13 protein-coding genes and 3 pseudogenes are annotated in these 14,334 nt (G+C 40.5%); 9 read left to right on the forward strand and 7 right to left on the reverse strand.

Annotation, left to right across the window (positions count from 1 at the left end; all coding sequences use genetic code 11):
• Positions 1-126: 126 nt before the first annotated feature.
• Positions 127-768: a PAP/fibrillin family protein gene (locus tag H1P_RS22450; RefSeq protein WP_144871544.1), complete on the forward strand. Its 642-nt coding sequence runs from the start codon at positions 127-129 to the stop codon at positions 766-768.
• Positions 769-1,081: 313 nt separating this feature from the next.
• Here H1P_RS22450 and H1P_RS22460 read toward each other — a convergent pair whose 3' ends face one another.
• Positions 1,082-1,795 carry a hypothetical protein gene (locus H1P_RS22460; RefSeq protein WP_144871546.1) on the reverse strand — a complete coding sequence of 238 codons (714 nt, stop codon included), beginning with the start codon at positions 1,793-1,795 and terminating at the stop codon, positions 1,082-1,084.
• Positions 1,796-1,908: 113 nt separating this feature from the next.
• Between H1P_RS22460 and H1P_RS39455 the strand changes: the two are divergent.
• From H1P_RS39455 to H1P_RS22490, 5 genes and pseudogenes are all read left to right on the forward strand, one after another.
• Positions 1,909-2,025 (forward strand): annotated as a pseudogene (locus H1P_RS39455) (GFA family protein); the annotation flags it as partial.
• Positions 2,026-2,047: 22 nt separating this feature from the next.
• Positions 2,048-2,548 (forward strand): GNAT family N-acetyltransferase, encoded by a 501-nt coding sequence (locus H1P_RS22470; protein ID WP_144871548.1) that lies wholly within the window; start codon positions 2,048-2,050, stop codon positions 2,546-2,548.
• A gap of 134 nt (positions 2,549-2,682) precedes the next feature.
• Positions 2,683-3,096 (forward strand): annotated as a pseudogene (locus H1P_RS39460) (NYN domain-containing protein); the annotation flags it as partial.
• Positions 3,097-3,422: 326 nt separating this feature from the next.
• The gene (locus H1P_RS22485) at positions 3,423-4,223 is read left to right on the forward strand and encodes an SAM-dependent chlorinase/fluorinase (RefSeq protein WP_144871550.1); all 801 of its coding nucleotides are present in this window, start codon (positions 3,423-3,425) and stop codon (positions 4,221-4,223) included.
• Positions 4,224-4,415: 192 nt separating this feature from the next.
• Complete coding sequence (locus H1P_RS22490; protein WP_144871552.1) at positions 4,416-5,387, forward strand: MBL fold metallo-hydrolase; 972 nt, start codon at positions 4,416-4,418, stop codon at positions 5,385-5,387.
• Positions 5,388-5,529: 142 nt separating this feature from the next.
• On the opposite strand, the gene H1P_RS22495 is transcribed toward H1P_RS22490, so the two are convergent.
• The 4 genes from H1P_RS22495 to H1P_RS22510 form a co-directional block, all read right to left on the reverse strand.
• Positions 5,530-6,438, reverse strand: coding sequence for a glycine betaine ABC transporter substrate-binding protein (locus H1P_RS22495; protein ID WP_144871553.1), 909 nt, complete (start codon positions 6,436-6,438; stop codon positions 5,530-5,532).
• Positions 6,439-6,626: 188 nt separating this feature from the next.
• Positions 6,627-7,709: an ABC transporter permease gene (locus H1P_RS22500; protein ID WP_144871555.1), complete on the reverse strand. Its 1,083-nt coding sequence runs from the start codon at positions 7,707-7,709 to the stop codon at positions 6,627-6,629.
• A gap of 137 nt (positions 7,710-7,846) precedes the next feature.
• Positions 7,847-8,539, reverse strand: a complete 693-nt coding sequence (locus H1P_RS22505) for an ABC transporter permease (RefSeq protein ID WP_144871557.1) — start codon at positions 8,537-8,539, stop codon at positions 7,847-7,849.
• An 11-nt stretch (positions 8,540-8,550) separates the two neighbouring features.
• Positions 8,551-9,678 (reverse strand): ABC transporter ATP-binding protein, encoded by a 1,128-nt coding sequence (locus tag H1P_RS22510; RefSeq protein WP_144871559.1) that lies wholly within the window; start codon positions 9,676-9,678, stop codon positions 8,551-8,553.
• A gap of 241 nt (positions 9,679-9,919) precedes the next feature.
• On the opposite strand from H1P_RS22510, the gene H1P_RS22515 reads away from it, so the two are divergent.
• Together H1P_RS22515 and H1P_RS22520 are read left to right on the forward strand one after the other, a co-directional pair.
• The gene (locus tag H1P_RS22515; protein ID WP_144871561.1) at positions 9,920-10,633 is read left to right on the forward strand and encodes an AzlC family ABC transporter permease; all 714 of its coding nucleotides are present in this window, start codon (positions 9,920-9,922) and stop codon (positions 10,631-10,633) included.
• Between the two features lie 6 nt (positions 10,634-10,639).
• The gene (locus tag H1P_RS22520) at positions 10,640-10,969 is read left to right on the forward strand and encodes an AzlD domain-containing protein (protein WP_144871564.1); all 330 of its coding nucleotides are present in this window, start codon (positions 10,640-10,642) and stop codon (positions 10,967-10,969) included.
• Positions 10,970-11,072: 103 nt separating this feature from the next.
• Here the strand turns inward: H1P_RS22520 and acsF are convergent, their stop codons facing one another.
• Positions 11,073-12,149 (reverse strand): magnesium-protoporphyrin IX monomethyl ester (oxidative) cyclase, encoded by a 1,077-nt coding sequence (gene acsF / locus H1P_RS22525; protein ID WP_144871568.1) that lies wholly within the window; start codon positions 12,147-12,149, stop codon positions 11,073-11,075.
• A gap of 579 nt (positions 12,150-12,728) precedes the next feature.
• Positions 12,729-14,096, reverse strand: a complete 1,368-nt coding sequence (dnaA, locus tag H1P_RS22530) for a chromosomal replication initiator protein DnaA (RefSeq protein WP_144871566.1) — start codon at positions 14,094-14,096, stop codon at positions 12,729-12,731.
• 130 nt (positions 14,097-14,226) lie between these two features.
• On the opposite strand from dnaA, the pseudogene H1P_RS38440 reads away from it, so the two are divergent.
• A pseudogene (locus H1P_RS38440) lies at positions 14,227-14,334 on the forward strand (IS701 family transposase); the annotation flags it as partial.

Here is a 14,334-nt window from a genome sequence, read left to right on the forward strand (position 1 = left end):
TATACATTCTGAAACTTACTCCCTGAACTTTACCTGATACTATTGCTTTAATCTTTTTCATAACTTATCAATAATTTTCCCAACTAATAATAGTGATAAAAGATAGAATAAATTCTCAAAAAAAAAATGCAAGAAATTCCGAACCGATTAACAATTAAACAAAACTTAATCTCTGAGATTGAAGAACTTAAAAGCCAGACCTCTACTCTTGTTGATTCACCCATTACAGATTTAGAAATTCAGCCCCAAAAAGTTCAGCTTATTTCTTCATTAACCCAGGCTTTAGAGAAGTTCAACCCTTTCCCACGTCCTCTATTGTATGCTAGTAACTTACTCGATGGTATTTGGTTATTACAATATTCTACTGCCAGAGAAATTCGTTCTTTAAAACGTTTACCTTTAGGATTTCTGGTGGGAAAGATTTATCAAATTATTGATATTAATCATGCAAGTTTTGAAAATAAGGCATGGGTGCAACATAGTTTTGGTTTATTATCAGGTTATGTGAGAGTAACAGCTACTTTTGAACCATCCAAGCAAGGAGACGATCAACTTCCCAATCAGAAAATTAATATCGATTTTCAACAACGGTTTCTGGGAATCAATCAGATTTTAGGGATTAAGACAGATTTACTTGACCCGATTAGAGTTGTCGAAGCCAAAAACCCAACTGGCAGAATTCCTAGCCTAAACCTTACTTATATTGATGCAACAATGAGAATTGGTCGAGGTGGTGATGGTAGTTTGTTTATTCTAACTAGAGCTTGACATACTCCCTTCGGCATAGCCAAGGGATTCTAACACCTCACGATGCTAGTTTTCTGTTTCATTCCGTGCCAACTAGAGCATCGTGACCGATACTCCCCGTCGCATCCAGTCTACAGACATTTTCAACTACGCTATGCCCTAGCGCATTTAGCCCACGATTTCTAATTTCCTGGCTAGCTGCTACATCGCGTGTAGTGGTGCAAATTTTATTGACAAGCCTAGGGATAAAAAGGTTGAAGAATGAGAAAAAACGATCTCCCCTAACCTTTAAAAATCAGTCCCAAAAGTGAAGACCACAAAAATATACATTGTTCTAATCTAATTTTTCATACCAGTCGCTATCCATGACTGGCAAGTTTTCCATCATGAAGAAAGCCTCTGTCTCTGTCTCGCCATCATCAAAGGAAAAAGTGACTGTATACCCATCTATCTTGTAACTTCCAGTACGCACATTATCTTTAAAGGTGCGGACATAGCTACCGTCCTGACCAAAACTGTGTACTGTTCCACTAGAACCAAACATACGATAATCGCCTTCAAGTCGAAGATCGGATACTGGAGGAATTTTTTTATAGCTAACCTCTCCAATAATCAGGTCATCTCCTTGCCGAGTAAAAGACTCGGTTTCAGGTTCATCATCTGGGTAAGAGTCTTTCCATGATGTGTATTGACCATTAGATATCTCATAACGACCGCAGTTTTTAGGATATTCGTTACAGTAAGCATCAAAATCGCCAGTAATACCTGACTCCGTTTGTGCGAAACGACCATCTGGCTGCATCCACAGCCCTTTTATTCCAACCTCAACAATTGCGGTCATATCGTACGCGAAGCCAATTTTATTGCCAGTGGTTGCGTAGAATCCATCAATACCTTGACCCTGTGCTTGACTGACAGAACTCACCGATAAAGTGCAAATTACTAACGGAACAATTCTAGAAAATAGAGACAATGAATTGTGATGATGACGCATATTAAGTTTCTCTTGCAATACAACATAGTGCAATCTACCGATAGAAGTTATCATTGCTGCGTAAAATTATTGATATAAACTATTAAGGATGTTCCAGCAGCAGCTATTGAACAATGGGCGCTCGACATCATAAGCAGTAATTGATATCAGTTCACTTACCAGTCTTTTTCACTCATCAGGTTTTTATTAACGAAAAACCCGAATATTACTCTTTTTCCAATAAAACTAAGAATATGACGGGAGAAGAGTTATTTGCAAAGTTTGCACCTCCATCATCCAAGTAATAACCTTGATGTTCAATTCGTTGTGATAAATTTACGACCCGCTACCTCCAATGATTTGACCCTACTGCGACACTGGGATGAACAGCCCCATGTAATTGCCTCAGATCCTAATGATGATTGGGGTTGGTCGGTAGAACTTCAGCGCACTCCCGAATGGCGAGAACAATTAATTGCTGAAATTGACGATCGCCCTATCGGATTCGTTCAGATAATCGATCCAGCATTTGAGGATAGTAATTATTGGGGTAATGTCTCGGCGAATCTTCGCGCTATTGACATCTGGATTGGAGAAGAGACTGATTTGGGTAAAGGCTATGGAACAATTATGATGCAGCTAGCACTTACCCGTTGTTTCGCAGACCCCCTCGTGACTGCCGTACTCGTCGATCCACTTGCTAGCAATACCCGCGTCCACCGCTTCTACGAACGTCTTGGCTTCCAATTTGTCGAACAGAGAATATTTGGTAAGGATGAGTGCTTTGTTTATCAACTGAACCGAGCAGATTGGCATCATAAGCGGTAAAGAGTAGAGTTACTTTACCAGTTTGAGTTTTGGTAGAGCGATTGGCAAGCCAGTGCGCGGAGCGCAATCGTCAGTTCTCTAGCTCACTCTTGGATATAATTAAGCAGAAAGTAACCAGCACCTAGAAAAGAAATATGCAGCAATCGGAATCAAAAATTGCGCTGCTGATTGATGCAGATAACGCCCCTGCATCCAAGATTGAGGCGATCGTGTCGGAAATTGCCAAGTATGGAGTTGCCAATATTCGTAAGGCTTACGGAAACTGGAAAAGTCCAGGTCTCAAAGCTTGGGAGGAGTGTTTACACGAATATGCTATTCGCCCCGTCCAACAGTTCGACTATACGAAAGGCAAAAATGCTACTGATGCCGCGATGATTATTGATGCAATGGATTTGCTGTACACACAGCAGTTAGATGCTTTTGCAATCGTGTCGAGTGATTGTGACTTTACTCCTTTAGTGATGCGTATTTTGACAAATGGTTTGAAAGTCTATGGATTTGGTGAGAAGAAAACGCCTTTGCCCTTTGTTTATGCATGTTCAACATTTAATCGAGATTTACTGATATTTAGTCCCTGGCGTTGTGCCTCAACTTCCATTACTTCTCTAATTTGGCGGTCTGCTGACAGCAGCACTGCGCGATCGCTCGGTAACTCTAGCTCAATCTCTATTATCTCTAAAAAGATATCTTTACCAGGATTGGCTACCGCAAAACAGACTACTTTCATGCCATTAGCGATCGCATCTTCTAACCAATATCTAATAGAAAGTGATTAAATAATTAAGTATTTAAACTATAAAATTACCCTCAAATAATAAACAGCTATTAATGTAGTCACAATATGATTGAAGGGAACAACAACCGAGCATTCCTCATGTTAATCGATCTGATTGCCGACTACGGAACTGGCGACCCTGCTTTTGCCGAGGTGAGACAACGTTTATTAAAAGAACTGCCAACAGCACGGGTTTATTGCCTGAGTGTTCCTCCATTTAGTACTCTCGCTACTGGTTTTTGGATTGCTCAATTAGGTCTTAATCCAGGTGCAAGCAATCGCTTAATCTATCACAACTGCGCTCCCCGTCAAGATGATAGCGAAGCCAGACCAGACAATGAAGGTGAGGGATTAACTTATGCTTTGTTACCCAATGATGTCATAGTGGTGGGTGTACTTTCTGGTTATACTCTTTCCTTCATCAAAGAAGAAGCCAAGCAAATGCACATAGTTAAAGTTTCTAGGGGTGGTTCTCAGTTTCGTTCTCGCGATGTCTTTCCTCAAGCTACTGCTGCCATTGCCAATGGCGACAAAAATATTTTAGGAGAAGTCATAAAAGAGAACCAGATTCCCAATCCTCCTGGCGAGAGAGTTGCCTGGATTGATGGTTATGGAAATATCAAGACCACTATTCCCGCACATACTATTAGTTTAGAACCCGATAGCAAAGTAGTAGTCAGAGTTGGGGATGTAGTCAGTGATGCGGTGTATTCTGATGGTAGTTTTAAAGTACCAGAAGGTACACTAGCTTTTGCACCAGGTAGTTCTGGCTGGCAGAGAAAAGATGGCAAAAAAGTTCGTTGGATGGAGTTATTTTTAAGAGGTGGTAATGCTTGGGAACGTTTTGGGCGACCCAAGATTAATCGAGTAATTTCTTATACTCTCAATCAAAGGACTTAATTCCAGAGTAAACCAGCAGTCTGTCCTACTTTGTAATAGTTTATTGGACTCCCAGCAACCAGAAAGATATACCATACCAAGTTAAGAGAAAGGTTGAAACTTGAAAAATAAAGATTATCGCAACATCATATACTAAAGTTACCCGCCCATTCACGCCCGTAAGACTTAATTAAATTCAACTCAGAATTGACAATGAAGAAATGGTTTTTCGTGCCGATTGCATTTGTAGTTGCCCAGATGGTTGCTTTGGCGAATCATGCCTCATCATCATCAGTAAAAATTACACCGCTAGGCAGTCACGATGGTGAATTTTGTCGATTTGACCGCGCACTAATATTTGAAGACCCCAATGGAACACGCCTTATTTATGATGTAGGACGAACCGTTGCTGGGGTCGAAGATAAACGTCTTGGGGATATTGATGCAGTGTTGTTGAGTCACGTTCATGGAGATCATTTGGGAGATCGCTATATCTCAGAAGTAAATGCAGGTGAATGTGGCGAACCAGATGTAAGTCAGAATGCTACGCCCAACTCAAACACCGTCGATATAGCTTTAGCAAAAGACGCTCAAATCGTTGTCGGCAGCGAAATGAATAGTTTTCTGGCGAATAAAGTTGAGGTCAATGGTGGCAATCCCGAATCGGTGCAGCTAGTCCGTTTTGGTGCTTCTGTTGAAATTGATGGGGTTAAAATTACAACTGTTCCCGCAGTTCACTCTAATGGATTGAGTAGTGAGTTTATCGAAGGGGAATTAGGGGATGATTTAAAAGCTGCTGGTCTAACTGCTTATGTCGGCCCGCCAACTGGTTATGTACTCACATTCACCAACGGATTAGTAGTTTATTTATCGGGCGATACTGGAGTCACCGCCGAGCAAGAAACTGTAGTGCGTAACCAATATAGTGCTTCGGTAATGGTAATCAATATCGGAGATACTTTTACCACTGGCCCAACTGAAGCAGCCTATGTAGTAAATGAATTAGTCAAACCCCAGTCTGTTATTGCTTCCCATGCTAACGAAGCTGCTACAGAGGAAGGAAAGATTATTCCTGGCACTAAGACGGACGAATTTATTAAAGCGACCGAAATACCCGTATATATACCCTTAAGCGGACAAACGATCGAGTTTGATGGCTCTGGAGGATGCGTTGCTGGCTGTTAACTAACCATAGAGCGGTCTGCCGAAGGCAGCACTTCGCGATCGCTATTATCAATGCGATTAATTCATTTTTTATTTCATTTAAGCTAAAACTTCAAGCACAAAGAAGGATAATTTTAGACCGAGAATACTGCAAAAGCAACTTTTACTCTGTCTGGAGGAGTCCATTCTGCTCTAAGAACTCGCGGGCAACATCACTTGCCTCTTTTCCGTTGCCTGCGACTTCCCAATTTAAATTTCTCATCGTTTCTGCATCGAGCAATTCAGCCACTTGATTGAGACGATCTGCAACTTCAGGATTCTCGTCTAGCACTTCTTGACGGACAAAAGCAGCAGCAGGATAAGGAGGCCAGAAGTTTTTATCATCTTCTAATACTAAGAGATCGTAGGCATCTATTTGCCCATCTGTACCAAACCCAGTAGTTGCGTCAATTTCACCTTCTTCTAAGCCAGAATAAAGTAGTCCAGGATCGAGAGCCACGACTTCCTTAAAGTTAAAGCCACCATAAGTTTTTTTGAGACCAGGAAGTCCATCACCACGTTCGGAAAATTCGAGATCGGTTCCCAAAGTTAGCTCACTGGCTTTTTGCGAGATATCGCTAACGGTTTTGATTCCTAACTTACTAGCACGTTCTTTGGGCATCATTATTGCATAGGTATTGTTGAAAGTAGTGGGTTCTAGAACTGCGACATTAAACTGTTCTACATAAGCATCTTTTACAGTTTGGTATACCTGCTGTGTAGACATACTGGAATCGAATTCCTGACCGAGAATTGTAATCAGTGCGGTGCCTATATACTCTGGGTAAACATCAATGTCTCCAGAGGTTAAAGCTGCGTGATTTTCATTAGTACCGCCGATCGCTTTATATTCTGCATTGAACCCCGCATCATCCAAAACCATTTCGTACATATTACCGAGAATGTACTGTTCGGTGAAGGTTTTAGAGCCAATAGTGATTTCTGGTTCTCCTGAATTTTCACCACCACAGGCAGTCACTAAACTAATAGTTACCAGACACAATGCCTCGATCGTTGTTCGCCGATTAAACATTTTTCTCTCTCCTCGATTTCTTACTTATGATTGGCTCTGTCACTAAGATTCAAGCGATCGCTATCCGTAGCACACTCAGATTATACCAGCCCCATTTTTGCCACAGTTAAAAATGAACCCAATCTCGATCGAGAATGGTTACTTTTCCAGTTCATTTTCTAGACATCTCTTGATGATTCTTTCTTTATTTATAAAGTTGTTTGCAATTCTTTGATGCGTCGAGGATTGGCACGATGGTTGCGGTAACTCAGAACTAGCTCTAGGCTGGTAATAGCAGTAATACTAACCACTGATGCTAGTAGCAGCACTAAACCAGAGGTTTCGAGTGCATCGATCTTGGAAAATAAACCAACAACGAACCACAATAAAGCAGCAATTGCTGCTCCCCAAGTAACTAAAGTAATTGGCCAAGAATTACCCTTTTCGCCACGACGAGGCCATAAAGTTGCTACCAAACCTAAAACCAAAATAGGCAAACCAATCCCTCGATATTCTGGATGTATCCCTGTAAGTACAGTGGGAGCCTCACCTGTGGTATTTGTAATTGACCATGGTAGCAAAGTTCCAAAGATTAGAGGCATTACAGCGATCGCGAGTAACAAACCAATCAGACCTCCCGACTGTCTTGTCTCATCAGTTAAACCCTTTGGTGTTGCCCAGGTTTCTAAACGTCCAAAAGCTTCTTCAAAGTAAAAAGAAAGTAAAGTGGCGGGAATTGCTCCTGCAAGCATCACATGGTCGCGCCCCAGTTGATGACCATTGAGAATCAGATCCCCTAAACCACCACCACCAATAAATCCTGCTAAAGTTGCTCCTGCTACAATAACCACCGCAGCCGTGCGAATTCCTGCCATAATCACTGGTAGAGCTATGGGCAATTCTAGTTGACGCAGAATCTGTAAATCTTTCATTCCCATACCAACGGCAGCTTCTTTGGTATCTTTGTCTACTTGCTCAAGACCAATTATTGTATTGATTAAAATCGGCAGAGTGCCAATCAAGGTAAGTGCCAATAGCGTCGGTGGCTTTCCTATACCCAGCAAAGGTAATGATAGTGCTAGTACCGCTAAACTGGGAATCGTGCGCCCAATTTTCCCGACATTGAGCAGAAAATTTCTCAAACTCCGAAAGCGAGAGCCAATAATCCCCAATAATAGTCCGAAGGCGATCGAAATTCCCAGAGCAATCAAGGTAAGCTCAAGATGTTCGCCTAAAGCAGTGGTGAAATCTTGAGAATTTTCGATGATGTAGCTTATCATCTCGGCAAGCATATAAGTTCTCTCCTATTTGGGCGTATAAACTTTTGAGGTCGCCTCAAAAGACAGCCCCTCCTCTAAGCTTTAAGCCTCTTGAATATTAATAAAAAAGTAGAATTTTGCGCTTTTCATACCGCCATGAGTCAACACCCCTATTTTTGAGCAATTCCTGGTAAAGAACGCTCAATGCGACTAATTAGATAATCGAAGATAATTGCTAGCAAAGTAGCACCAATTGCCCCAGCAGCAATCTTATCATTACGTGTTCCTCCAGCAGAAATTCCTTCAAAAATTAGATTTCCCAAGCTATCTGCTCCAAAGTAAGACCCTAAGGTAGCAAGGCTAATTGTCGAAATAATGGCAATGCGAATTCCCGCTAAAATAACTGGCAGTGCTAGAGGCAATTCAACCTGAAGCAATATTTGTGAGTTTTTCATCCCCATTCCTCTAGCGGATTCAATAATGGCGCGATCGACCCCGTTGATGCCAACAGCAGTATTACGGATAATTGCTAGCAAAGAATAAAGAGTAAGAGCAATAACAGTGGGGGTGAAACCAATCCCGACAAAGGGAATTAAAATACCAAACATCGCTAAACTAGGTACAGTGTAGAGCATTGCTGCAAGTTTGATAATCGGCTCGTATAGCGATCGCACTCGCGTAATCAGAATACCTAAAGGAACGCTAATAACGATCGCAAAAAACATCGTCACAAAGGTAATTAGTAAATGTCCCCATAAAAATTCTAGGACGCGCTCTGGCTGTCCCGTGCCAGGAAAATAATAGAGAATGCCGTCTTTGAAAGCTATAAAAAAGTCAACGAGATCCTGTAAAAAATCTGTCATCTAAAGCCTCTTTATGTTGACATGAGAACTTTATTGGTCTGTTCGACTAAACGCTGAGCATCATCAGATGTTACCATCCCGACTAATTTAGAGCGTTCGTCCACAACTGGTAGATACCGAATGCCGTAACTGAGCATTTGGGAAAAAGCATCTTTCATAGTTGCTTCGGCTTCTGTGGTGGCAATGATACCTTGCAACATTTGGCTCATCTTCTTTTGAGGTTGTCCTTGAATTGCTTCTAATGTCACGTAACCAGCGAGTTTACCAATTTCATCGGTGATAAACAGGCTATCTAAATCGGATTCTTTCATTCGTCTCAATATCTCGTTAGTGCTTTCGTCATGTCTGCCTACGGGGAAGTCAGTTTTCATTACTTCGTTTACTCGCACCAAAGTTAGCTTCTTCAGTCCGCGATCTGAGCCTACAAAGTCAGCGACAAAGCTATTAGCAGGACTAGATAAAATATTTGATGGTGTATCGAGTTGTTGCAGTACGCCTCCTACTTGCAAAATACAAACCAAAGTTCCCATTTTGATCGCTTCGTCAATATCGTGGGTGACGAACATGATTGTTTTTTTCATTGGCTTTTGCAGGCGCAAAAATTCGTTCTGCAAGCGATCGCGTGTGATGGGGTCGATCGCGCCAAAAGGTTCATCCATCAGCATCACTGGCGGATCTGCTGCTAAGGCTCTGGCTACGCCGACTCTTTGACGCTGTCCTCCTGATAGCTTTCTCGGATAAGAGTTCCGAAAATGAGTTGGCTCTAAACCGACAATTTCGAGTAACTCATCAACTCGGCGATCGATGCGTGATTTTTTCCAACCGAGCATTTTTGGTACAACAGCAATATTATCGCGAATTGTAAAGTGAGGAAATAGACCGATTTGCTGAATAACGTAGCCAATGTTGCGCCTAAGCTCAACTGGATCTTGTTTGAGGATATTACGTCCAGTAACATAAATTTCTCCTTCAGTTGGTTCAATCAGACGATTTACCATCTTCATCGTAGTTGTTTTTCCACAGCCAGAAGGCCCAATGACAACACAAGTTTCACCTTCTGGAACAGACATGGTGAGATTATCTACGGAAGGTTTAGTTGCTCCAGGATAGGTTTTCGTAATGTTATTAAAATGGATCATTAAAATCTAGTAACAATATACTACGAGTTGAGAGCTAAGGAAATAAACTGCTGTGAGTTGGGCAAACTGAATCATTCAAGATGTTTTTAGAAAATAAATATTCAGCAGCATTAGCAGCAATATTTTTTAAACATCCAAACTACTCTAACCTTGAAAAGACTGCAAAAATGTACAAGAAAAAAATTCTTGGCTTCTTTACCCTTGAGTTAAAGACAATCTTGATTCATTGAGGAGCAAAAAATTGAGTCATAGCCAAGTCCATAATCATTCACCGTCAACAGAATTCATTGCAGGAGCAAAAGCTATTATACCTTTAGTTATTGGCGCAATTCCGTTTGGCATTATTTTTGGCACTTTGGCTCAAAGTAGTGGTTTATCTTTTGTTGGAGCGATCGCCATGTCAGCTTTAGTGTTTGCTGGCTCTGCTCAATTTATTGCTTTGGGTTTATTAGCTACAAAAACAGCGTTACCGATAATCATCTTAACTACTTTTGTGGTCAATTTACGTCATCTGCTCTATTCACTCAGTTTGGTTTCTCACGTTCAACGTTTGTCACCGTTTTGGAAATTTATTTTGGGTTTTTGGCTGACGGATGAAGTATTTGCTGTGGCAATTAATCGCTACCATAAAAGCGATCGCTCTATTCATAAACATTGGTATTATTTCGGTGCAGCTATATTTATGTATCTCAATTGGCAAGTCTGTACTGTCATTGGTTTAACTCTCGGTCATCTGATTCCCAATGCTAGCAACTGGGGTTTAGATTTTGCGATGTCAGTTACTTTTATTGGCATGGTTATTCCCTACGTGAAAAATAAACCAATGGTTGTAACTGTTATTGTCTCAGGAATTATGGCTTTAATAACTCAAAATTTGCCCCATCAATCAGGTTTAATAGTTGCAGCCACCGCAGGAGTTATAGCTGGTATGGTTACTCAGAAAATAAATAAGTAAAAAATTATGTCTCAACAAGAATTTTATTTGATTGGAGCTATGGCAATAGTAACGTTTTTAATTCGCTATCCTCTCCTAGCTATTAGCAATCACATTAGACTTCCTCGCCAAATAATTGAAGCACTTAATTATCTTCCTCCTGCTGTTTTGACGGCAATTATCGTTCCTGCGGTTTTAATGCCCACTGGAGATGAAATTATCTTAAGTTATAGTAATGCTAAATTAGTTGGGGCGATCGCTTCTGTTGTTGTAGGTTGGCGAACTAAAAATCTTTTGGCTACTATTATGTGCGGAATGCTAGTATTCACTGTCTGGCAATGGTTATTTAGCCCATAAAAAAGGCTCTGCAATAAATAAAATAAATAGTGCAGAGCCAAATATATAATACATATTTCTGAGATTACCAAGTGCTATTAGCTTAGATAGCAGTTGCAGAAAACTATTTCACAGTACCTTCTAAGCGATCGACACGAATCGGTTTAATAAAGTACATTTTAATTAATTGCGCCCCGTTAGAAACATAGTGAGGTAGCTTACGTAAAAACTTGATAGGTGCAGGTGTGTTAGATGCTGCGATTTCTTTAAGTTTTTCGTTGTTGTCAATACACTTCTCTAAACTGTTGTAAAAATCGGGATGTTCCACATCTAGAACAACGGGGAAGACTCTCCCTGCGGTGTCATTAGTTTTCTCAATAACGTGCTTATCATATTCTCTGGCATTTAAACCAAGAGATTCATAGAAACCAGAACGCTGAACATCATTAACATACATAGTAGCGAATACAGAGAGCAAGAAGAAGCGACACCATAATCTAGCTTTCCAATCATTGAGAATCTGGGGTTGAGCTTTCATGATGGCATCAAAGAAGTCCCCGTGGCGGTTTTCGTCTTGACACCAGTTTTCAAAGAAACTGAAGATAGGATAAATCATATCGTCAGGATTCTGCTCTAAGTGACGAAAAATAGTGATGTAACGCCAGTAACCAATTTTTTCTGATAAATAAGTGGCGTAGAAAATAAATTTAGGTTTGAAGAATGTATACTTACGGCTCTTGGTAAGGAAACCTAAATCTAGAGAAAGATTAAAGTCCGATAGAGCTTTGTTGAGGAAACCCGCATGACGAGCTTCATCTCGCGACATGAGGGTAAAAATTTCTGCCAGGATAGGGTTTTTTCCTTTGAGTCGTCTACCTAATTCTTTGTAAAGTAGGAAACCAGAAAATTCCGCAGTACAGGAACGTTCTAAAAATTCAACGAATAATTCACGGGTTTTGCCATCAAGATTATCCCAAGAGCGATTAAATTGTTCGTCACGAACAAAGTGATGGCGGTTATAATCTACACGAAATTCTTCTAAAATCGCTTGCAACTCCTCTTCGTTAAGAGAGATGTCCATCTTTGCCATCTCTTCAAAGTCTGTGGTGTAGAAACGAGGAGTAATAATAGTCTCTTTTGCCGGGACTTTTACCCCTGGACGAATTTCTTCAAACTTTGGTTTTTTAAGGCTATCTACCATTATTTTTGATAATTTATGACTATATATTGCTGTTGTTTGAGGAAGTGAATTTACTCTCTGCTTATTATCAGGGAGAGCGATATTCACCACTATCGGCTTTGACTACTAAGGTTACATTCTGCAATATCTACAGGTACTTATAACAATTAGTTAACGAATATTAACTTGGAATAAGGGATGAGGAATGAGGGATGAAGTCAGAAGTCAGAAGTCAGAAAGCAGAAGTAGCCCTAAAGGACTCGCTATCGCGTCGCAGTAGCAAGTAGCAACCAACCACTAACCACTACCCCTGTTAAGGTGAGCGTTTGTACTAAAAAAGCGATCGCATTCAACGAAACAATAGGATTTTACGCACTTTAGATTCAATACTTTTCTCAAGAAATACGCAATGTTTCAAAAAATAATCTCTTGTTTCAGCGATCGCATTCTTCAAACCTCTATAAATTCGAGGTAGTACATTTAGTCACCTTAACAGGGAGTACCACTAACCACTAACCATATCGTCATTTATTTCATATCTGTATTTGGTGCAACGCCTAATTTTCCTGACTCCTTATCCTTTAATCTTGATCCTAAAACTTAGTATTGTTTTTGTTTACTGACAAAGTTAATCCGATCGCTGAGTTGAGTTACAATCTGGCTCAGTTCACGATCTTTTTCTACTTTCTTCCCAATTTTGTCACAGCTATACATTACAGTGGTGTGGTCTTTTCCGCCAAATTCTTCGCCAATACGGGGTAAGCTCAGGTCAGTGTGTTGTCGCATCAGGTACATCCCAATCTGTCTGGCGGTGCTGATTTCTCGTCGGCGGGAAGCTCCTTTAATATCCTCCAGGGATATTTTTAATTCTTGGGTTACTACTTGCAGGATAATTTCTGGAGAAGCAACTACTCTTTCTACGGGAGGGTTGAGAATCGGTGCAATGTTATCTACAGTCATTGGTAAACCCGAAATGGATAAATAAGCGATCGCCCTAATAAATGCTCCTTCTAATTCCCGAATATTGGATTTACAGCGAGTAGCAATATATTCAATTGCCTCTTTAGGGACTCTAATCTTTTCGTATTCGGCTTTTTTTTGGAGAATTGCCATTCTGGTTTCTAAATCTGGCACTTGCACATCGGCAATTAAACCCATCGAAAAGCGTGAAATTAATCTTTCTTGGAGTTTCGGGATTTTATTGGGAGGGCGATCGCTGGCGATAACAACCTGTTTTCCTGCTTCATGGAGAGTATTGAAAGTGTGGAAAAATTCTTCTTGGGTATATTCTTTGCCTTCTATAAATTGAATATCATCCACTAATAAAATATCTGCGGTACGGTAATATTCCCGAAAGCTTTCCATATTGTCATTACGAATTGCTGCAATCAAATCGTTGGTAAATTGTTCTGTAGAAATATAAAATACTCGCGCTTCTGAAGTAATTTCTCGATGATAATGTCCGATAGCTTGCATTAAATGGGTTTTCCCCAAACCAACTCCGCCACAGAGAAATAAAGGATTAAAATCCCTCCCTGGAGATTCGGCTACCGCTAAAGCAGCAGCATGAGCCATTCTATTAGTAGGGCCAACTACAAAACGATAAAAAGTATACTTAGGATTTAACTCTGTTAGTTTTAGAGCGTGATGATGAGCAGGTACGTCAGGAATGCGATCGCCTAGCGGAAGATTACTACTAATCCAATCAGCGTTATCTCCTCGATCTAGAGTCAAATGAATTTCTACGGGCTTACCCAGTATCTCTGTTACCACATTGTTAATAACTGGAAGATAGTGCTTTTGTAAATGATTGAGAACAAACGGATTAGGAGTACAGATAGTCATGCTGCTATCTTGTAAATCCTTGATCGTGGTAGTTTGAATCCAAGTTTCAAAAGTAGGGCGATTTAGCTGTTGTTCTAAACGCGCTAATACTTGACTCCACAGTTGTTGAGAAGATAGGGACACTTTGGGTTTATTGGTTAGTAATTTCAGGTTGTCGCAATGCCGATCTAAATTATATAGGACTTACGCATTGACAGAATAATGAGACAATGCACTCTTAAGTAGAAGACATCAAAAAAACAGGTATCGAACAATCAGGAAAATCAGCAAACCTTCCACCGCACAATGCAATCTCGAACACTACACATTGTTTTTATTGTCAGAACCCAAACAAATGGGATGTAATAGATTGTCAGAAATA

The organism is Hyella patelloides LEGE 07179, assembly GCF_900659865.1.
GTDB lineage: Bacteria > Cyanobacteriota > Cyanobacteriia > Cyanobacteriales > Xenococcaceae > Hyella > Hyella patelloides.

What these genes read in the sequence shown, in the direction of transcription:
- H1P_RS22450 (WP_144871544.1), top strand. Translation starts at nt 127, where the DNA reads ATGCAAGAAATTCCGAACCGATTAACAATTAAACAAAACTTAATCTCT.
- H1P_RS22460 (WP_144871546.1), bottom strand. Translation starts at nt 1,795, where the DNA reads ATGATAACTTCTATCGGTAGATTGCACTATGTTGTATTGCAAGAGAAA.
- H1P_RS22485 (WP_144871550.1), top strand. Translation starts at nt 3,423, where the DNA reads ATGTTAATCGATCTGATTGCCGACTACGGAACTGGCGACCCTGCTTTT.
- H1P_RS22490 (WP_144871552.1), top strand. Translation starts at nt 4,416, where the DNA reads ATGAAGAAATGGTTTTTCGTGCCGATTGCATTTGTAGTTGCCCAGATG.
- H1P_RS22495 (WP_144871553.1), bottom strand. Translation starts at nt 6,438, where the DNA reads ATGTTTAATCGGCGAACAACGATCGAGGCATTGTGTCTGGTAACTATT.
- H1P_RS22500 (WP_144871555.1), bottom strand. Translation starts at nt 7,709, where the DNA reads ATGCTTGCCGAGATGATAAGCTACATCATCGAAAATTCTCAAGATTTC.
- H1P_RS22505 (WP_144871557.1), bottom strand. Translation starts at nt 8,539, where the DNA reads ATGACAGATTTTTTACAGGATCTCGTTGACTTTTTTATAGCTTTCAAA.
- H1P_RS22510 (WP_144871559.1), bottom strand. Translation starts at nt 9,678, where the DNA reads ATGATCCATTTTAATAACATTACGAAAACCTATCCTGGAGCAACTAAA.
- H1P_RS22520 (WP_144871564.1), top strand. Translation starts at nt 10,640, where the DNA reads ATGTCTCAACAAGAATTTTATTTGATTGGAGCTATGGCAATAGTAACG.
- acsF (WP_144871568.1), bottom strand. Translation starts at nt 12,149, where the DNA reads ATGGTAGATAGCCTTAAAAAACCAAAGTTTGAAGAAATTCGTCCAGGG.